Origin of the sequence: Pseudomonas sp. BNK-15 (genome assembly GCF_047456105.1) — a bacterium.
Classification (GTDB): Bacteria; Pseudomonadota; Gammaproteobacteria; order Pseudomonadales; family Pseudomonadaceae; genus Aquipseudomonas; species Aquipseudomonas putida_E.
This window is the reverse complement of the sequence record NZ_CP179898.1, coordinates 5,267,909-5,286,674: the sequence shown is the minus strand read 5'-3', so window position 1 is coordinate 5,286,674 and position 18,766 is coordinate 5,267,909. Positions and strand designations below refer to the sequence as shown.

Annotated in this window: 16 protein-coding genes and 4 pseudogenes; 11 read left to right on the top strand and 9 right to left on the bottom strand. The window is 59.6% G+C overall.

The genetic code is table 11. The features are described from left to right. Positions 1-117: 117 nt before the first annotated feature. On the bottom strand, positions 118-369 hold the full coding sequence (locus ACMGF5_RS24220) for a hypothetical protein (RefSeq protein WP_012314889.1): 252 nt from the start codon (positions 367-369) through the stop codon (positions 118-120). A 177-nt stretch (positions 370-546) separates the two neighbouring features. On the opposite strand from ACMGF5_RS24220, the gene ACMGF5_RS24215 reads away from it, so the two are divergent. From ACMGF5_RS24215 to ACMGF5_RS24205, 3 genes are all read left to right on the top strand, one after another. Next, entirely contained in the window at positions 547-1,890 is a 1,344-nt protein-coding gene (locus ACMGF5_RS24215; protein ID WP_119687250.1) for a DUF3300 domain-containing protein, read from the top strand. Further along, on the top strand, positions 1,887-2,792 hold the full coding sequence (locus tag ACMGF5_RS24210) for a DUF2950 domain-containing protein (protein WP_080952098.1): 906 nt from the start codon (positions 1,887-1,889) through the stop codon (positions 2,790-2,792). The genes ACMGF5_RS24215 and ACMGF5_RS24210 overlap by 4 nt, the downstream gene beginning before the upstream one ends. Positions 2,793-3,047: 255 nt before the next feature. Beyond that, complete coding sequence (locus tag ACMGF5_RS24205) at positions 3,048-3,710, top strand: hypothetical protein (RefSeq protein WP_414157352.1); 663 nt, start codon at positions 3,048-3,050, stop codon at positions 3,708-3,710. Positions 3,711-3,756: 46 nt separating this feature from the next. Here ACMGF5_RS24205 and ACMGF5_RS24200 read toward each other — a convergent pair whose 3' ends face one another. After that, entirely contained in the window at positions 3,757-4,743 is a 987-nt protein-coding gene (locus tag ACMGF5_RS24200; protein ID WP_414157351.1) for a DNA-binding protein, read from the bottom strand. Between the two features lie 172 nt (positions 4,744-4,915). Here ACMGF5_RS24200 and ACMGF5_RS24195 point away from each other — a divergent pair, with 172 nt between their 5' ends. From ACMGF5_RS24195 to ACMGF5_RS24180, 4 genes and pseudogenes are all read left to right on the top strand, one after another. Continuing rightward, positions 4,916-5,566, top strand: a complete 651-nt coding sequence (locus tag ACMGF5_RS24195) for a hypothetical protein (protein ID WP_414157350.1) — start codon at positions 4,916-4,918, stop codon at positions 5,564-5,566. Further along, positions 5,472-5,819 carry a tyrosine-type recombinase/integrase gene (locus tag ACMGF5_RS24190; protein WP_414157349.1) on the top strand — a complete coding sequence of 116 codons (348 nt, stop codon included), beginning with the start codon at positions 5,472-5,474 and terminating at the stop codon, positions 5,817-5,819. The genes ACMGF5_RS24195 and ACMGF5_RS24190 overlap by 95 nt, the downstream gene beginning before the upstream one ends. A 6-nt stretch (positions 5,820-5,825) precedes the next feature. Further along, a pseudogene (locus tag ACMGF5_RS24185) lies at positions 5,826-6,047 on the top strand (MaoC/PaaZ C-terminal domain-containing protein); the annotation flags it as partial. Further along, a pseudogene (locus ACMGF5_RS24180) lies at positions 6,038-6,145 on the top strand (4-carboxymuconolactone decarboxylase); the annotation flags it as partial. The pseudogenes ACMGF5_RS24185 and ACMGF5_RS24180, both read left to right, overlap by 10 nt. A 63-nt stretch (positions 6,146-6,208) precedes the next feature. On the opposite strand, the gene ACMGF5_RS24175 reads toward ACMGF5_RS24180, so the two are convergent. Then, the gene (locus tag ACMGF5_RS24175; protein WP_414157348.1) at positions 6,209-6,463 is read right to left on the bottom strand and encodes a lipocalin-like domain-containing protein; all 255 of its coding nucleotides are present in this window, start codon (positions 6,461-6,463) and stop codon (positions 6,209-6,211) included. Between ACMGF5_RS24175 and ACMGF5_RS24170 the strand changes: the two are divergent. Further along, positions 6,438-6,824, top strand: a pseudogene (locus ACMGF5_RS24170) (TonB-dependent receptor domain-containing protein); the annotation flags it as partial. The gene ACMGF5_RS24175 and the pseudogene ACMGF5_RS24170 overlap by 26 nt on opposite strands. 25 nt (positions 6,825-6,849) lie before the next feature. Here ACMGF5_RS24170 and ACMGF5_RS24165 read toward each other — a convergent pair. Further along, a complete protein-coding gene (locus ACMGF5_RS24165; protein WP_414157878.1) occupies positions 6,850-7,752 on the bottom strand; it encodes a GntR family transcriptional regulator in 903 nt (300 codons plus the stop codon). Positions 7,753-8,079: 327 nt separating this feature from the next. Between ACMGF5_RS24165 and phbB the strand changes: the two genes are divergently transcribed. From phbB to ACMGF5_RS24150, 3 genes and pseudogenes are all read left to right on the top strand, one after another. Then, positions 8,080-8,823, top strand: a complete 744-nt coding sequence (gene phbB / locus ACMGF5_RS24160) for an acetoacetyl-CoA reductase (protein ID WP_414157347.1) — start codon at positions 8,080-8,082, stop codon at positions 8,821-8,823. 82 nt (positions 8,824-8,905) lie between these two features. Then, positions 8,906-10,237: a CitMHS family transporter gene (locus ACMGF5_RS24155; RefSeq protein ID WP_414157346.1), complete on the top strand. Its 1,332-nt coding sequence runs from the start codon at positions 8,906-8,908 to the stop codon at positions 10,235-10,237. Between the two features lie 456 nt (positions 10,238-10,693). Next, positions 10,694-12,131, top strand: a pseudogene (locus tag ACMGF5_RS24150) (IS1182 family transposase). Between the two features lie 276 nt (positions 12,132-12,407). On the opposite strand, the gene ACMGF5_RS24145 reads toward ACMGF5_RS24150, so the two are convergent. From ACMGF5_RS24145 to eno, 5 genes are all read right to left on the bottom strand, one after another. Next, positions 12,408-13,166, bottom strand: a complete 759-nt coding sequence (locus tag ACMGF5_RS24145; RefSeq protein ID WP_414157345.1) for a TerC family protein — start codon at positions 13,164-13,166, stop codon at positions 12,408-12,410. A 177-nt stretch (positions 13,167-13,343) separates the two neighbouring features. Continuing rightward, positions 13,344-14,867 carry a 2,3-bisphosphoglycerate-independent phosphoglycerate mutase gene (gene gpmI / locus ACMGF5_RS24140; RefSeq protein WP_414157344.1) on the bottom strand — a complete coding sequence of 508 codons (1,524 nt, stop codon included), beginning with the start codon at positions 14,865-14,867 and terminating at the stop codon, positions 13,344-13,346. A gap of 10 nt (positions 14,868-14,877) precedes the next feature. Next, complete coding sequence (locus ACMGF5_RS24135) at positions 14,878-16,503, bottom strand: NADP-dependent glyceraldehyde-3-phosphate dehydrogenase (RefSeq protein WP_414157343.1); 1,626 nt, start codon at positions 16,501-16,503, stop codon at positions 14,878-14,880. A 50-nt stretch (positions 16,504-16,553) separates the two neighbouring features. After that, the gene (tpiA, locus tag ACMGF5_RS24130; RefSeq protein ID WP_414157342.1) at positions 16,554-17,309 is read right to left on the bottom strand and encodes a triose-phosphate isomerase; all 756 of its coding nucleotides are present in this window, start codon (positions 17,307-17,309) and stop codon (positions 16,554-16,556) included. 15 nt (positions 17,310-17,324) lie between these two features. Further along, the gene (gene eno / locus ACMGF5_RS24125; RefSeq protein WP_414157341.1) at positions 17,325-18,764 is read right to left on the bottom strand and encodes a phosphopyruvate hydratase; all 1,440 of its coding nucleotides are present in this window, start codon (positions 18,762-18,764) and stop codon (positions 17,325-17,327) included. Between the last annotated feature and the right edge of the window lie 2 nt (positions 18,765-18,766).

The window sequence follows — 18,766 nt, the reverse complement described above, 5'->3', positions numbered from 1 at the left end:
GCGCTTGAGCGGCACAGGATACCCGTGTTGGCTGGCGGGGAAAACAGCGTGGTCTGCTTCAAACGGGTGGTGATGTCGATCAGGGGCCGCACGTGAGCGTATGGCCTGGCTTTCAATTCAACCTTTTATCGCCCCGGCCGGCTCCGCCACCTCGGTCACCACCTGTTCGCTGGCGGCGCGCAGGATCACGCGTTTGCGCAGCTCGTACTCATCCAGGGAGAGTGCCTGGCGCTGGATGGCTTCGAGCTGCAGCTGGCGGGTTTCTTCTGCGGTGTAGGGGCGCAGTTCGGGGTGGGTGGCGCAACCGCTGAGCACGGCAATGGCAGCGGCGGACAGGGTGGCGAACAGCAGGCGGGCCGTAGTGTTCATCGGCAAGCTCCAGGATTCGGGAGATGGGTGTGTGACGAATCGATGGAGCAAGATTATTGAGCCGACGCGATCATTAGAAATTGCCATTCTCGATAGTGACTATCGATAGCACCGTGTGAGAACGGCAGCCTTTGCTAACCTTAAGTTCCACGCGGTATGGGCCAGAGGGATACTGTGATGCGCATGCCATTGTTATGTGCCGTGGCGCTTCTGCTTTGCCTGGGTGGTGAACCAGGCCTGGTCCAGGCGCAAGAGCCTGCACCGGCCGCCGAGGCGGCACCCGCCAAGCAGGCAGTGTTCAACCCCGAGCAACTGGACCAGATGCTCGCGCCGATTGCGCTGTATCCCGACGCGCTGCTGGCACAGGTACTGATGGCCGCCACCTATCCCGGTGAAGTGGCCGAAGCAGTGACGTGGTCCAAGGCCAATCCCAAGGCTCAGGGTGATGAGGCTGTCAAACAAGTGGCGACGCAGGCCTGGGACCCGAGTGTCCAGGCATTGGTGGCGTTCCCGCAGGTACTGGTGGTTCTCGGGCAGGACCCGGTGTGGGTGCAGCGCCTTGGGGATGCGTTTCTGGCCCAGCCTGATGATGTGATGGGTGCCGTGCAGCGTCTGCGCCAGCAGGCCAAGGCCGCAGGCAACCTGCAGAGCAACCAGTACCAGAACGTCACGGTGCAGGCTGCCCCGGCAGCCGCGCCCAGCTCGCAAGCGGCACCGGCCAGCAGTTCGTCCTCCAGCACCATCATCATCCAGCCGGCCGACCCGCAGGTGGTGTATGTGCCCACCTACAACCCGACCACCGCTTACGGAACCTGGGCCTACCCCGCATCACCGCCGGTGTATTACCCGCCATCGCCGCTGTACTACGCCGGCAGCGCGCTGTTGGCCGGGCTTGCGTTCGGCACAGGCGTTGCGATCGTCAATTCGCTGTGGGGCGATTGCGACTGGGGGCGCAACGACATCGATATCGACGTCAATCGTTACAACAACATCAACGTCAACAACCGCATCGCCAACAACCAGAACACCTGGCAGCACAACGCCGTGCACCGCGATGGGGTGCCGTACCGTGACAACCGCAGCCGCCAGCAATTCGGCCGCCAGCTCGACGGTGCCAGCCAGCGTGCGGCTTACCGTGGCGACGATGCCCAGCGTGCACAGGCACGCGATCGCGCCCGTGCTTCGATGGACCGGGCGGGTATCGAACGCCCGGCCACCAGCAATCGTGAAGCCCGTGACCGGGCTCGCGAAGCCCAGGCCAGCAGGCCCCGTGCTGCGGAGCACCGGCAGGCAAACGGCCAGGCACGCCAGGCGCTGCACAACAAACCAGGCAATAGCGCTGGGAGGGCGAAGAACAATGCGTTCGACGGCGTGCGATCCCCCTCACGCTCTGCGGCGCAGGCCAACCGTGGCCGCACCAGCCAGGCGCTCGCCAAGCGGCCGAGTGCATCGCGTGCGGCGGGCCATACCATCTCCCGGCCCAGTGCGGCCATGCACCGTGGTGGAGGGGGGCGTCGATGAACATGAGCCAAAGCAAGTCGTCGCTGGGCCTGTGGCTGTTTGCCCTTGGCGCCGCCTGGTCATGCCTGGCCACTGCGCAGCAGGCATTCCCCACGCCAGAGAAGGCCGCCGCAGCCTTCGTCGAGGCGCTGGGGGTGGAGCAGGCAGACCAGGCGCGCCTGACGCAATTGCTCGGTGACGACTGGCGCACCTACATCCCCCGCGAAGGTGTGCAGCGCAGCGACGTTGATGCGTTCGTGCAGCAGTACCACCAGCAGCACCAGATCCAGATGCACGGTGACCGGCAGGCCATTCTGGCGGTGGGCAGCGAGCAGTGGACCTTGCCCATTCCGCTCACTCGAACTGCCAGCGGCTGGCGCTTTGACCTCAAGGCCGGCAGTGCCGAGATTCGTGCCCGGCGCATTGGCCGCGACGAGTTGGCCGCTGTGCAGTCGCTGCTTGCCTATCACGATGCGCAGATGGACTACGCCACGCAGGACCATAACGGTGATGGCGCACTGGAGTACGCCCGGCAGGTTTTCAGCACACCCGGCAAGCGCGACGGCTTGTACTGGGCGGACGAAACGGGCGGGCAGGTCAGCCCGCTGGGCCCGCTGTTCGGCCAGAATGCACCCGGTGATGACTGGTACGGCTACCACTTCCGCATCCTCGAGGCCCAAGGCCCTTCGGCACCGGGTGGTGCGTACAGTTACCTGATCGGCAAGCATATGAGCCGTGGCTTCGCCATGGTCGCCTGGCCGGCCAGGTACAACGACACCGGGGTGATGAGCTTCATGGTCAGCCATGACGGCCAGGTGTTCGAGAAGGACCTGGGGCCCCAGGGCGAAGCGTTGGCCCAAGGCATGAAACGTTTCGATCCGGATGACAGTTGGCAGGTAGTCGAAGCGGACCACGATCAATAAACGTTCTACCCCGGCGCTTGATTGGCCAGCCAGTCTCGCCCATTGGCTGCCAAGAGGGGGCTCGCATTGGCCGTCACTGGGGCGTGGAACCGCCCACCAGCAATTGCTGGACCAACCATTGCCCAGCGGGGCCCAAGGCTCGTCGGTGCGACCAGACACGATCACCTTACCCGTCACAAGCTGCTTGATCCCAAGGGTGCACCTAACGACAAATGGCGGAAGTTTCTGCGTGGACGCCCTTTGCGAAATTGGGCAATGCTGGAGTTGCAAGCTACCGAACCCGAGTTATACGACACTATTCACGATCGGCTATGGCAGATACTCCATGATCTCTGGGACCTTCGCCGTCCCACAAATGCGCTCGCGCTGGTGATGTACGACGAGTACAGCGGTGGGCAACCTAAGCGATGTGAAACGGTGATGCACCGTATATGCGGCTGCCCCGACTGGCGTAGCCTGGGTGCCGTACTCGCCATACTGGGATCGGACGCGAACGTTCTGACTGCTCCTCGGGTTTGGTTGCAGCAGCACTTCTTCACTTACTTCTTATTGATGTGCATGATGGAACCGGCATGTTTTGTACGGAAAGATTTGTACGATCTTCTCGACGGTTTAGTCGGGCGTAGCATGCTAGCCGCAATCGACGGTTGGCCACCGGACTTGTCGGCTTTTGTGAAAGAGTGCCAGGAAATGGAAAGTTTTGGTGTATGCCTGCAGAGTCGGGGTCACATTCGTGGTTGGGATCTACACACGACTACCCTCATACAGTTGCTGTGGCCGCTCAAGGCCCAGCGCGACCACGCATTACATGTACCCGGTGATAACTCTGCGAAAATTTTGTTTGATAGCCACAAGCGGCGAGTGGCTGAGGCGGTCAAGCAGCACAAGGCTAAGGCTCATGTGCGTTGCTTTCGGTAGCCTGCATCGCGCCGTGGTACCTGATGAAGACCGCTGGAAGAGTCAATCACTTTGGCTGACCCTCTGTAAAAGGTGGAGTATTTGCAACGACCAGCATGTCACGTAGGTGGGATATCAGCTTTGCTTGGGCTCTGAGTGTACGGAGGTCTTCGCGATGATCCTTCATGTAGCGCCGAGCTTTCTCACGGACAATTGACAACTCCACAGCTTGTGCTTGGCGGTCGGCGTCCAACGCCTGATTATCTTGCTTCTGCTGTCGAATCAGCAATTCGCCTTGCTCGAGAGCGCGGGCTTGCTGGCGGTTCTCACGCATGCAGGTTTGTTGTGCCTGTGTCAGACGCTCCAGCTCGCGATACAGCTGAGCTACTTCCTCCTGCTTTGCCCGCAATTGTTCGTGCGTGTTGCGCAGTTCCAGTTGCGTTTGTTGCATTTGCTGGTCATAGCGTTGCACCTCCTGTTCGCGCTGCGTTAAGTGCTGTTGTCGGTAATGGGCCAAGGCTTCACGTGCCTGATTGTGCTTTGTCTCCAGTGATTGGATGTATTGCGCACGCTCCTCCAGGAGTTGCGCACCGTGCAGTTCGCCCGCGAGCAGACGTTGCCGTGCACCTTCAAGCTGCTGTACCTGTTGCTGCAATGCGTTTTCCCGTTGCTGGGCTTCGCGCCGCTCTGTAGCGAGTGCGTCATGGGCGAGTTGCAACTGCTCGAAGCGAGCCTGATCGATTGCCCGCTGTTGCTCGTAGGCTGCTTGCTGCCGCTGTAGGCGTGCGCGGTCTGCTGCTACGGATGCCTGGGCATCGGCAGCGAGGCGCTGGGCTAGACTGCTGATAATGGTCTGTAGCTCGTCATCCAGGCTGACCGGCGGTGGGTATGGCTCGGCCGCCTGGAGCTCTTGGAGATAGCGGAGGATGGTGCTTTTCGAGCCGGTGTTGCCCAGTTCCACCCGCACCGCTTCGATGCTCGGGTGATCGCAGCGGGCCAGCAGGGCATCCCGCGCCCGTTGCACCAAAGCCTTGTTAATGCCTGCGCGAGCCATGGGCCGACTCCGACGATTTCGTACCGTACAAACAGTATGCGCGTACAGGTACGTTTAACCTATGCACTGGATGTTTTGGACCGACGAGCTGACGTTCGAGAATGCTGAATTCTCGAACCTGATAGGCGTTTTAGAGGATTTGTGTGCCTGAGCGCGGTACACGGGAGGTCAGGTGAGCGACGCGGAGCGCTATCAGCAGGCGGCACGCCGGGCCAGCACCGCGCGCCGCTACGCCCAGGCCATCGAGCACTTCGAAGGGGAGTGGGGCGGGCTGCTGCCGGCGTCGAGCGCCAGCGTGGTGCGCTACCTGGCGGCCTTCGGTGCCCAGCTGTCGGCCAGCACGCTGCGCACGCACCTGGCGGCACTCGCCCAGTGGCATCAGCAGCGCGGGTTTGTCGATCCGACCAAGACCGCCCAAGTGCGCGACACCCTGCGCGGGATCCAGGCGCTGCACCTGCAGCCGTTGAAACAGGCGCCGGCGTTGCAGCTGCAGGTGCTGGAGGCCAGCATCGAGGGCTTGAGCGCCGACGTGCATAGTGCACTACCCGCACTTCGACTGCGCGCCGCCCGCGACCAGGCGCTGATCCTGCTCGGTTTCTGGCGCGCCTTTCGCGGCGACGAGCTGTGCCGTCTGCAGGCCGAGCATGTGCGCATAGACGAGGGGGAGGGCATGCAGCTGTTTCTTCCTAGCAGCAAGACCGACCGGGACAACCGCGGGCAACCTGACGATGCCGGCGCTGAAGCGCCTGTGTCCGGTCCAGGCCACCGAGCAGTGGCTAACGCTCAGTGGCATCGAGCAGGGGCCGCTGTTCCGCGGGATTGATCGTTGGGGACATCTCAGCGAGCAGCCGCTCAACGCCAATAGCGTGTCGCGTCTGTTGCGCCGGGCGCTATTGCGCAGCGGGATCGAGGCCGAGGGCTATTCGGCGCATTCGCTGCGTCGTGGCTTCGCTACCTGGGCTAGCCGCAATCAGTGGAGCACAGAGGCATTGATGGCCTATGTCGGGTGGCGTGATATGCAATCGGCCGCCCGCTACATTGAGTCCCACGCACCGTTCGGCGAGTGGGCGCGTTGAGTTTCAAGCAACTCGTATGAGATGAGCGCAGAGCGCATCCTGGCGTTTGCTGCTGAGTTCCACCCTCAGCCATTCCACACCGACGCCGAGTCAGCCAAAGACACGTTCTTTGGAGGGTTGGCAGCCAGCGGCTGGCATACCTCAGCGGTGACGATGCGCTTGCTGGTGGAAAGCGTTCCATTGGCTGGCGGGATCATTGGGGCTGGCAGTGAGGTCTCGTGGCCCAGACTTTGTTGCACTGCGCGGTTTATGCCGGTGTTCCTGCTGCTCAGGAAGCGTTTCGAGCAGCACAAGAGGTGATCGACAGTTACTTCGAGACCTCCTGAGCCTACTTGAGATGCGGCCATGACAAACACGCATGGCCGCTCTTCCGGGGGCCTAAACCCCTATCAGTTTGGCGTTGCACGCTCCCATACCAAATCGGCGGTTCGCATCGCCCCGCGAGACATCTGTGGCCGCTCGAAGCTCAAGTAGAGCCTCTTGTCGTCCTCCACACGGAAGTTGCGCACCTGGTTCAGCCCGGCCCAATTGGGGTGGAGGCTGACGGAAATGGTGTGCGTCAGCTTGTGGGCGGAAGTATCGATTGCGTATGGGCCTGAATAAGCCAGGTATGCCTGGACTGATGCTGAGGTTACCGAGGACATTGAGGAAAATGTCGGCAATCGCTTGCAGAACGTTGCTCGCAACCTTGCTTCTATGTCGCTGTGGTACCAGCCTGAACCCATGTTCGGCTTGAAGGGTTGGGGCTTTGGCGGGCAGGTACGCTATTCCGGTGAGCGCGCTGGCGATGCGGCCAACACGTATGACCTGCCAGCATACACAGTTGCCGATCTTTCGATGAAAGTAGACCTGCCGAAGATGGCTGGCGTGGATACTTCTGTGGCGTTCGGTGTGCGCAACGTCTTTGACCGCACGTATTACCCGTCGTCAGCGGTTGACGGCAGCATGCGCGTGCTTGTGGGGGAACCGCGCCGCTTCGAAATGCGCGTTACCACCGAGTTCTAACCGATAACGGAAGCGGTCGCGCGTTTCATTTCGATGCCTTGGCCTCATGTGCCGCCTTCAGACGGCTCACATGATCAAGGTGCGAGCGCAGGAATTGCGCGGCCTGCTCCCTCTGCCCGGACTCGATCAAGTCCAGTAGCTCGATGTGCTCGTGACACTGTTGAATCAACCTCGGTCTGTCGACGTTCGCTTTGTACGCCATAAAGCGGCGTAACTGATTCTGCCTACGGATCGACTCCAGGAAGAACGGGTTGCCCGAGCACCGCACGATCAGCTCATGCAGTTGCGCACCGATATGAAACAATTGCGAGCGCGATAAGGTGAAAATTTCTCCAGCAAGCAAGGACTCCTGCACCTTCCGCGCCTTGGCAAACGCGGCCGTGTCCACCACATAGCCTGGCTCGAGCAAGGCCGCCGGCTCCACGGCCATGCGAAAACGGTAGCTTTGGATATGCGCTTCGGAGTCGTGCAAAAACGCATTGGTACTCCAGCCTTGCCCAGGGTTACGCTCGACCATGCCTTCATGCGCCAGGCGATTCAGTACCTTGATGATTTGCCCGCGGGGCACCGCATATTTGCGCATCAACTCGGCTTCGAAAAAGGAGGCGCCAATGTCGCCCGCGAGGACATCATCCACCACGCGCAGGTAAAAATCTTCGAAAGGGTCGATTTCCAGAGGCAATTTTCCGGTGTCGACGCTGCGCGCGTCGCAGGTGAGGAAAAACCCTCGATTGGGTTCCTTTACCGCGATCCCGAGCTCTTCAAGCAAGGCAAAGCCCCTGCGGATGGGGGAGCGGGAAACCCCCAGTTCCTTGGCAAACGCTTCCTCCCGCAGGGGATCGCCGGCTCGCATCGAGCGAGCTCGGGCCATGTCGAGGATCTTGGGTGCAAGCTGATTCGCAAGGTCCTTGCGAATAGGAGAGGTCAGGGTCGTCAATGTATTAGGTCCAGCTAGAGCATGGGGCTTTCGGAAGCGATGCTCACTATATCTTATCGCCGCGAATTACGAAGGGGGTAACCCACGGCTAGCGAATAGCAAAACCCAGTCAGGGCGAAAATTGCACTTGCATTTCTATAAATGCAGATGCAGAGTGGCTTCTGCTCGACCTTGGTACCAAGAGGCAACCTGTTGTGCTTTATCGAGAAGGTTGTCATCTGCTCATGATTGTATTACTTCGTCATGAAGTCCAATATCAGGGCCGTCCGTTCACCAGCTGTTGCTGCTCCCTACAAAAACACAAGAGGGGTATCGTTCATGTCCAAACGCATCGCATACGTCACTGCCGGCATGGGTGGCCTGGGTACTGCTATTTGCCAGCGGCTCCACCGGGACGGGTTCACCGTCGTGGTTGGCTGTGGTCCTGCCTCGCCGCACAAAGAGGACTGGCTCGCCGAGCAGAAGCGTAAAGGCTTCGACTTCATCGCTTCCGAAGGCAATGTGGCTGACTGGGATTCCTGCCAGGTCACCTTCAACCGCATCAAAAAAGAAATCGGGCCGATCGATGTGCTGGTCAACAATGCCGGCACTGCCTGCAATGTCGTGTTCCGTGATATGCAGCCAGGCGACTGGGCCACGGTCATCGATACCAACCTCAATTCGCTGTTCAACGTGACCAAACAAGTCATCGATGACATGGTCGCGCGTGGCTGGGGGAGGGTGATCAACATCTCTTCGGTCAATGCCCAGCTCGGCCAGGTTGGCCAAGTCAACTATTCCACTGCCAAGTCGGCCATCCGCGGCTTCACCCGGGCGTTGGCTCGCGAGGTCGGCTCACGCGGGGTGACGGTCAATACCGTCTCGCCAGGTTTCATTGCTACGGCCAAGCTGAAATCGGTCACCAGCACCGCCATGATGGACCGGCTGATCCATGATATTCCTGCCCGCCGGCTCGGCACTGCCGAAGAGATCGCATCCATCTGCGGCTGGCTGGCTTCGGAGGAGTCCGGTTATGCCAATGGCGCGGATTTCTCGATCAATGGCGGCCTGCACATGAGCTGACGGTTCGCCGTCTGCAACCTTGATGCGCCAGATGTGGCGCTGACCCATAAAAATAATTGTATTTTAAGTCAAGGTGATACAAATGCTGTCATTTCTTGGATACGGCATGATCGTGACCTTCATGGCCTTGATCATGACCAAGCGCTTGTCACCGCTAGTGGCAATGACCACGGTACCAATCATCTTCGCGTTGCTCGGCGGCTTTGGTCCCGACATGGGTGACATGATGATCGAAGGTCTGCGCAAGGTAGCGCCGACCGCCATCATGGTCATGTTCGCAATTCTGTACTTTGGTGTGATGTTCGACACCGGTCTGTTCGACCCCATCATCAAGAAGTTCATAAAGCTGATCGGCGGGGACCCGATGAAGGCCGTGGTGTTCGCTGCCCTGCTGGCCGGGCTGGTGTCCTTGGACGGCGACGGTTCGACCACCTATATGATCACGGTTACGGCCATGCTCCCGCTTTTCAAGCGGATGCGTTTGGACCCGCTGGCGCTGACCTGCGTCGTGATCCTGGCTGCCAGCGTCACCAACCTGCTGCCTTGGGGCGGGCCGCTGGCGCGTGCTGCTGCGGCGCTGCAGGTAGAGACGTCGGAGCTGTTCGTGCCGATGATTCCGACCATGATCATCAGCTTCCTTGGTGTGCTGTTGCTGGCCTGGTTCATCGGTACGCGTGAGCGCCAGCGCCTGGGGCGTCTGCCGCAATCGCTGGGCGCTGCGGCCACCGTGTTCGAAGATGCCGACAACGAGGCAACGCCGGCGATGTCGGAGGAAAACGCCGAACTGCGTCGGCCCAAGCTGTTCTGGCTCAACGCCGGTTTGACCATCGCCTTGATGGCCGGCCTAGTCCTGGAGATCCTGCCGCTGGCCATTCTGTTCATGGTTGCGTTCTCCATTGCGCTGGTGATTAATTACCCACACATGCAGGACCAGCGCCGACGGATCTCGACCCATGCGCCGACCGCACTGAATCAGATCGCGATCTTCCTCGCCGCCGGTATCCTCGCTGGGATCCTCTCAGGTACAGGCATGGTCGATGCGATGTCCAAGAGCTTCCTTGGGCTGCTGCCGGAAACCTGGGGACCCTACATGGCGCCGATCACTGCGCTGGCGAGTATCCCGGGAACATTCTTCATGTCCAACGATGCCTTCTACTACGGTGTGCTGCCGGTACTGGCCAAGGCGGCCGAGGTGTACGGTATCAGCCATGCTGAAATCGGCCGGGCGTCGTTGGTGGGGCAGCCGATCCACTTGCTCAGCCCATTGGTGGCTTCGACCTACCTGCTTTGCGGTTTGGCGGGCGTGGAGTTCAGCGATCATCAGAAGTACACGCTCAAGTGGGCATTTGCCTTGTGCATGGTGATCATGTTCGTGGCCATGGCCTTTGGGCTCTTCCCATGGAGTGCTGGCTGAATACCCGAGTACGGCAGCCGCGCGTCAAACTGATCAAACGTGGCCTCTATCAATCAGCGCATTCAATGCGCTGATTGTGTTTTGCATGGTTGGCGTAGAGCTCAGATGCTTGCTCGGCCGGCAGATCGTAGCCTCTTTGTCATAGGGAACGTAGGGCTTGAGCTACCTATCGCAGTGTGAAGCGGTCCCCACGAATCACCGCTATCGACCCGCAGCAGACACCGAGCTGACGTTCGCCACAAGCTGTCATCTGCAAGCGAAATGCTGACTCTGTGGGAGCGGGCTTGCCCGCGAACACCGGCACAGCCATTGCCATCCATCGCGGTGCCAGCGTTCGCGGGCAAGCCCGCTGCCACAAAATGCTGGTGAGTCCAACGACAGCGATGGGTCCAGGCTGTGTGAAAACGCCTGCGATTGTCTAACCTTCTGATCGTCGAGATCGCGGCGGGGACGATCATGAAGCGATTCATTGAAGGTGAGTCTCGGACGCAAGTCACGTTGCTGCCGGAGTGCCTGGACGACTACATCACCGAAGAAAACCCAGTTCGGGTAGTCGACGTTTTTGTCGATGAACTCGATCTTGGAACACTCGGGTTCGAGGGTGTCGATCCTGCGGCAACGGGTCGTCCGGCTTACCATCCAGCAGTGCTGCTAAAAATCTACATCTACGGCTATCTCAACCGAATTCAGTCCAGCCGCCGGCTTGAGCGTGAGGCCGAGCGTAATGTCGAGCTAATGTGGCTGACAGGCCGATTGGCGCCTGACTTCAAAACGATTGCCGACTTTCGCCGAGACAATGGTAAAGCCATTCGCAGTGTCTGCCGGCAGTTCGTTGTACTTTGCCGCAACCTCAATCTCTTCTCCCAATCGATCATCGCCATCGACGGCAGCAAATTCAAAGCCGTGAATAACCGCGACCGCAATTTCACTCAAGGCAAAGTGAAGGCGCGCATGCGGCAGATCGAGCAGAGCATCGACCGCTATCTAGCGGCAATGGATTCAGCGGATCGGGCAGCGCCGGAAGTGGCCGAGGCCAAGACTGAGCGGTTGAAAGACAAAGTCGAAAAACTGAAACAGCAGATGCAAAAACTCAAGGACATCGAGGCGCAGCTTCAGGCCAGTCCCGATCAGCAAATCTCACTTACCGATCCAGATGCCCGCTCAATGGCCACAAGCGGCCGAGGCTCCGGCACAGTTGGGTACAACGTACAAACAGCAGTCGACGACAAACACCATCTGATCATTGCCCATGAGGTGACCAACGTTGGTAATGATCGCGGGCAACTGAGCAATATGGCTAACCAGGCACGGGAAGAAATCGGTGCTGAGGCGCTGACGGTGGTTGCTGATAGAGGCTATTACAAAGGCCCGGAAATCCTTGCTTGCGAGCAAGCTGGCATCACCACCTTTGTACCTAAACCACTGACATCGAGCAGCAAAGCGGAAGGCCGATTCGGCAAGCAGGACTTCATCTACATGGCTGCTTCGGACGAATATCGATGCCCTGCGGGTCAGTTGCTGACGCGCCGGCATTCCTCAGTGGAAGACGGCATGCTACTGCACTTGCTACTGGTTTTCAGGATGCCAGAGCTGCTCGATGCAGAAGCAGTGTACGACCGGTAAAGAGCGGCGATTAAAGCGCTGGGAGCATGAAGCCGTAGTCGAAGGAGTGCAGATTCGATTGGAGCATGATCCGGGGAAGATGAAGGTTCGCCGGCAGACGGTGGAGCATCCCTTTGGCACGCTCAAATTCTGGATGGGAAGTACCCACTTCCTGACCAAAACCCTGCCGAGGGTAAGCACCGAAATGAGCCTTCATGTGCTCGCGTACAACCTCAAACGAATGATGAGCATCTTCGGCATCGCAGGGTTACTTGAGGCGATCAGGGCGTAAACCCCGCTGTTTGCTGGCCCGCAAACAGCTATATGGGCCGCTGACGCGGCCCATATAGCGCTGCAAACGTCTTTTTCGCTGGGTGAGGCTATTCGCGCTCTCGCGTGCTGATTCCACAGGCAGTCAGCTCGACTCTGAGTTTTCGATGTATTTACTGCGTTTTCACACAGCCTGGGTCGGAAGCAGACATTGAAGACCAAGAGGCAGCAGGGCAATAAAAAGGGCTGCGCAGCAGCCCTTTTTAAGACAAATACCTACATCAGGGCGTTACCTGACTTACTCGGTTTCGACCAGCTCACCTGACTCCGTTTCCGCTTTGACCTTGGCTCGGCTGGTCCGCATGCGGATGTTCAGCGCCTCCACGGCCAGCGAGAATGCCATGGCGAAGTACACATACCCTTTGGGAACATGCACATCGAAGGACTCCGCGATCAGGACCGTACCTACGACGACCAGGAAAGACAATGCCAGCATCTTGAGGCTCGGGTGGCGCTCGATGAACCCGCTGATGGTCCCTGCGGCCAGCATCATCACCAACACCGCGACGATGATCGCCGCCACCATGACCGGTACATTCGATACCATGCCCACGGCAGTAATGACCGAGTCCAGAGAAAAGACGATGTCAATGATTGCGATCTGAATGATCGTGCCGATGAACCCGCGACCAACGCCAGCGGACTCGGGGCCTTGTTCCTCTTCACCCTCCAGGCTCTGGAACATTTCCGTGCTGCTCTTGTACAGCAAGAACAAGCCACCGAAGAACAGAATCAGGTCGCGACCCGATATGCCCTGGCCAAAGACCTGGAACAGTTCGCGGGTCAGCCCCATGATCCAGGTGATCGACAACAGCAGCAGAATACGGGTGACCATTGCCAGTGCCAAACCAAAGAAGCGCGTACGAGCGCGCATTTGCGGTGGCATGCGTCCGACCAGAATCGCGATCATGATGATGTTGTCGATGCCCAGGACGATCTCCAGGGCTGTCAGTGTGAAGAAGGCGACCCAGATTTCTGGGCTGGTGAGCCATTCCATTTCGTATACCTGTCAATGTCGAAGCCCGGAGGTCCGGGCAGAGAAAAAGAGGCGGTCCCGCTTGGGTGCCGCCTCAAAGATGCGCAGTAGCTTTACCGTGAAGCATGTCATCGATGGGATGGCAGGGTGACCAAACCACTCCATTCCATCCATGACCTGATGGTCCCTGTAGACCGATCAGTCTGTGAGCAGAGAACGTCCCTCCATCTGTTCAGGTTGTGGAAGGTTCATCATCTGCAGGAGGGTGGGAGCGATATCGCACAGGCGCCCATCCTTCAAGTCTGTATAAGAGAGATCTCGGCCGACCAGAATCAGCGGCACAGGGTTCAGCGTATGTGAGGTATGGGCCTGACCCGTACCGGGATCTGTCATTTGTTCCACATTGCCGTGGTCAGCGGTAATCAGGCACTGGCCATTGACCTTGAGAATCGCCTCCACCACCTGCGCCAGGCAGCCATCGAGTGCCTCTACGGCTTTGACCGCCGCGTCGAAAGAGCCTGTATGGCCGACCATGTCGCCGTTGGCGTAATTGCAAACCACCAGGTCAAAGCGCTCGCTTTCGATTGCCTCGACCAGCCGCCGGGTCAGCTCAGGAGCACTCATCTGCGGCTGCAGGTCATACGACGCTACCGCAGGCGAGGGGATGAGGATGCGTTCTTCCCCAGGGAAGGGTTGCTCACGCCCGCCGTTGAAGAAGAACGTCACATGGGCATATTTTTCTGTCTCGGCGATCCGCAATTGTTGCTTGCCCAGCGCGGCGATGTACTCGCCAAGGCTGTTGTCAATGCGCTCGGGTGCGAATGCACATGGGCAGGGCAGGTCTTCGGCATATCGGGTAAGTGTCAGCAACTGGGCGGCGGGTAACACCCACTGCCGCTCGAAGCCATTGAAGTCGGGCGCTACCAGGGCTTGGCACAGCTGCCGGGCACGGTCAGGACGGAAGTTCATGAACAGCAGGGCATCATCCGGCTGCACCGGCACCGGCTCATCGATGATGGTCGCACTCACAAATTCGTCGCTTTCTCCCCGGGCGTAGGCCTGGGCCAATGCATCACTGGCAGTGGCGGCCTGGAAGTCGGCCTGGCCCTGCATCATGGCGCGATAGGCTTGTTCCACTCGCGGCCATCGGTTGTCCCGATCAAGCGCGTAGTAGCGACCCACCACCGAGGCAATGCGTCCATACCCCAGTTCAGCCAGTACCGATTCCAACGCCTGGATTGATTGCGCTGCGCACTTGGGCGGTGTGTCTCTGCCATCAAGGTAGGCATGCACATAGAAACGCTTGACCCCTAGCCCCACCAGAATTTTGCAGGTAGCGAGGATCTGGTCGATATGGCTGTGCACGCCGCCGGGCGACAGCAGGCCCATCACGTGGATGGCGCCGCCGCGTTGTCGGGCTTGCGTAACCAGCTCTACAAGCGCCGCGTTGCGCGCGAACCCGCCATCGGCAATCGACCTGTCGATCCGCGTCAGGCTCTGATACACCACCCGCCCGGCACCGAGGTTCATGTGCCCGACCTCGGAATTGCCCATTTGGCCGCCGGGCAGCCCGACAGCCAGGCCGCTGGTTTCGATCCGGCTATTGGGGTAGTGCGCCAGAAGCGCATCCAGATTTGGTGTGCAGGCTGCGGCCAGGGCATTGGCCTCATGCGCTTCGCGCAGGCCGATACCGTCCAGGATGATCAATGCACGGGTGCTCATCGACAGGCCCTCAGAAGATGTAGTCGGTGGTGAGGAAGGTCGACTCGCGGTTGCGGATGATCTCGCTGATCAGCTCCTTGTTGCTGCCCTGGAACTTGGTGGCGACGAGCGTGCGGATAGAGAACACACGAAGCGCGTCATGGACCGACAGGGTACCTTCAGCGCTGTTCTTTCGGCCATTGAACGGATAGCTGTCCGGCCCGCGTTGGCACTGGGCATTAATGTTGATTCGACCAACCTGGTTGGCAAAGGCATCCACCAGGCGGCCGACTTCGGCGCTGTCGTTGCCGAAGATGCTCAGTTGCTGTCCGTAGTCCGAATCCAGAACGTAATCGATCACCTTTTCCAGGTCACGGTACGGCACTACTGGAACGATTGGGCCGAACTGCTCCTCGTGGTACACGCGCATGTCGGCGTTGACCGGGTACAGCACTGCCGGATAGAAGAACGATCCGCGGATAGCGCCGCCACTCTGGTTGACGACGCGAGCGCCCTTGGCTTCTGCATCGGCGACCAAGGTGGCGAGGTAGTCGGTCTTTCCAGGTTCGGGCAGCGGGGTCAGGGCCACGCCTGGTTCCCATGGCATGCCAGGTTTAAGCGCGGCGACCTTGCTGTTGAATTTGTCGAGGAAGGCCTCGACCACGTCCTCGTGCACGAAAAGGATCTTCAGTGCCGTGCAGCGTTGGCCATTGAATGAAAGAGCACCGGTGACCGCTTCATCCACGGCGTTGTCGAGGTCCACCTGCGGCAACACGATGCCGGGGTTTTTGGCATCCAGGCCCAGGGCTGCGCGCAGGCGGTGAGGGCGTGGATGCAGTTTCTTCAGGTCGCTGGCAGCTTTGTGGGTGCCGATGAAAGCGAACACGTCAATCTTGCCGCTGGCCATCAGGGCGCTGACGGTTTCGCGACCACTGCCGTAGATGACGTTGATCACGCCGGCGGGGAAGCTGTCGCGGAAAGCTTCGAGCAGTGGGCGAATCAGCAGCACGCCGAACTTGGCCGGCTTAAACACCACAGTGTTACCCATGATCAGTGCCGGAATCAACGTTGTGAAGGTTTCGTTCAGCGGGTAGTTGTAGGGCCCCATGCACAAGGTCACGCCCAGCGGTACACGGCGAATCTGGCCCAGGGTGCCTTGCTCCAGCTCGAAGCGGCTGGAGCGGCGGTCAAGGTCCTTCAGGGCATTGATGGTGTCGACAATGTAGTCGCAGGTGCGGTCGAACTCTTTCTCGGAGTCCTTCAGATTCTTTCCGATCTCCCACATCAGAAGCTTGACCACTGCCTCCCGCTGTTTGCGCATGCTCGCCAAGAAGGTTTCGACATGCTGGATGCGCTCGGCGACGCGCATGGTCGGCCAGGCACCCTGACCGTTGTCATAGGCTTTTACCGCAGCATCCAGCGCGATCAGTGCGGTGTTGGCGTCCAGCAATGGCGCGCTGCCCAGTACAACCTGGCGATCTTCGTTGTTTTCGGACAAGTACACCGGGCTGCGCACAGTCACCACAGGTCCGTCCCATTGACGCAACTGGCCATCCACCAGGTACTCGCGCTGCTCGATTGGCTCGCCGAGCCTGTAGGCTTCGGGTACTTGCTCGATGGTGGGGAAGAGGGTACTGAGTGGGGAAATCGAATTCATGCTTCTACCTTTTTATGTTTCTTGTCTGAAGTGCACCGGGTGCGGGATTGTCAGGCCTGGGCCGCTTTGCAGATCGCCTCGAAGGCCGCCGGGTCCAGTGAGGCCCCCCCGATCAGCCCGCCATCGATGTCCGCTTGCTCGAAGAGCTGTGCGGCGTTGTCGGCTTTGACACTGCCGCCATAAAGCAATGGGATGCCGGCGGCTGCGACGGGATCGTGCTCAGCCAGGAGCTGGCGGATGTAGCGATGTACTGCCTGGGCCTGAGCAGGCGATGCGGTTTCGCCAGTACCAATCGCCCATACAGGTTCGTAGGCGATGACGCCTCGCGCGAGTTGCGTGATGCCCACTTGGTGGAGAACGGCGCGCAGCTGTGAGCCGATAACGGCATTGGTGTTGCCAGCGCTGCGCTGGTGGATGGTTTCACCCAGGCACAGTACCGGCACCAGGTCGGCGCGCAGCGCCGCTTCGAATTTCATGGCGACAAGGGCATCGGTCTCGCCATACAGGCTGCGACGCTCGGAGTGGCCCACCAGTGCATAATTGCAACCCAGGTCGGCGAGCATTTCTGCGCTAACTTCTCCGGTGAAGGCACCTTGAGTACGTTCGCTGAGGTTCTGCGCACCGAGGGCGACTGGGGTATCACCCAAAAGATCGGATACCTGCGCCAGGTAGGGCAGCGGTGGACAGATGGCAATTTGAACGCCCTCCAATCCCTGCAGCACCGGCAGCAACCCGTGGATGAGATGGGCGTTGGCAGCGATTGTGCCGTGCATCTTCCAGTTGGCTATTACAAGCTTTCCGTTCATTTGCACTCTCCGGGATCAGCTGCGGTCTGTGTACAGCGCTACAGCGCAATATGGGGCCTCGCCTGCCAGGGCTTCTTCGATGCGTAGCAGCCGGTTGTACTTGCCTACACGGTCTGAACGGCACAGCGAGCCGGTCTTGACTTGTCCGGCACGGGTGCCTACCGCGAGGTCGGCAATCGTGGTGTCCTCGGTTTCACCGGAACGGTGAGAAATCACAGCGTTGTAGCCCGACTGCTGGGCCAGGCGAATCGCATCCAGGGTTTCACTGAGAGTACCGATCTGGTTGTACTTGATGAGAATGGCGTTGCCGACGCCCTGAGTGATGCCCTCGCGTAGGATCGACGGGTTGGTGACGAACAGGTCGTCACCGACCAATTGCGTGCGCTTGCCCAAGGCTTGGGTCAGCAGCGCCCAACCCTGCCAGTCGCTTTCGTCCATGCCGTCTTCGATCGACAGGATCGGATAGCGGTTACGCAACTGGCCGAGATACTCGGTGAAGGCTGCACTCGAGAAACGCTTATTCTCACCTGCCAGCACGTACTCACCGGCATGGAATAACTCGGATGCGGCGCAGTCCAGTGCCATGCTGATATCGACGCCCACTCGGTAGCCTGCGCGTTCGATGGCTTCCTTGATCACCACCAATGCCTGTTCGTTGGAATCAAGCGATGGCGCGAAACCGCCTTCGTCGCCAACGGCAGTACTCAAGCCGCGTTCTGACAGCACTTTTTTTAAGGTGTGAAACACTTCGGCGCCCATGCGCAGCGCTTCTCGGAAGCTTTGCGCTCCGATCGGCTGGATCATGAACTCCTGAATGTCGACATTGTTGTCCGCGTGTTCGCCACCATTGATGATGTTCATCATGGGCACCGGCATGCTGAACTTGCCGGGCGTGCCGTGTAGCGTGGCAAAATATTCGTACAGCTCCTGACCATTGGCCTGGGCAGCAGCTTTGGCGGTGGCCAGGGAAACGGCGAGAATGGCGTTAGCGCCGAGCTTGCCTTTGTTCTCAGTACCGTCCAGTTCGATCATGGCTTGGTCAATCGCGCGCTGATTCCGCGCATCCATTCCACGCAGGTGTACCGCCAGGGTCTGGTTGATGTGTTCGACGGCGTTGAGCACGCCCTTGCCGTGATAACGCTGGCCACCATCTCGCAATTCGAGGGCTTCGCGGCTGCCGGTCGATGCGCCAGATGGCACGCTCGCCACCCCTTGCTGGCCACCGGCAAGGATGACCTGCGCTTCTACCGTGGGGTTGCCACGCGAGTCGAGGATCTCGCGTGCGATGATCTGGGTAATGCAGGCGGCGTTTTCTGTCACGACTGTGGTCTCCTGTGAGGTGGAAATCTCGAGCAGTTCCTGTTGCTCTGCGTATTCCTGGCGGATGTCGAAGTCACGGGGCCATGCCTCCTGGGCTTGTTGGCCTTGTGCAGCGTCTTGGGTTGAATGGCTCATGT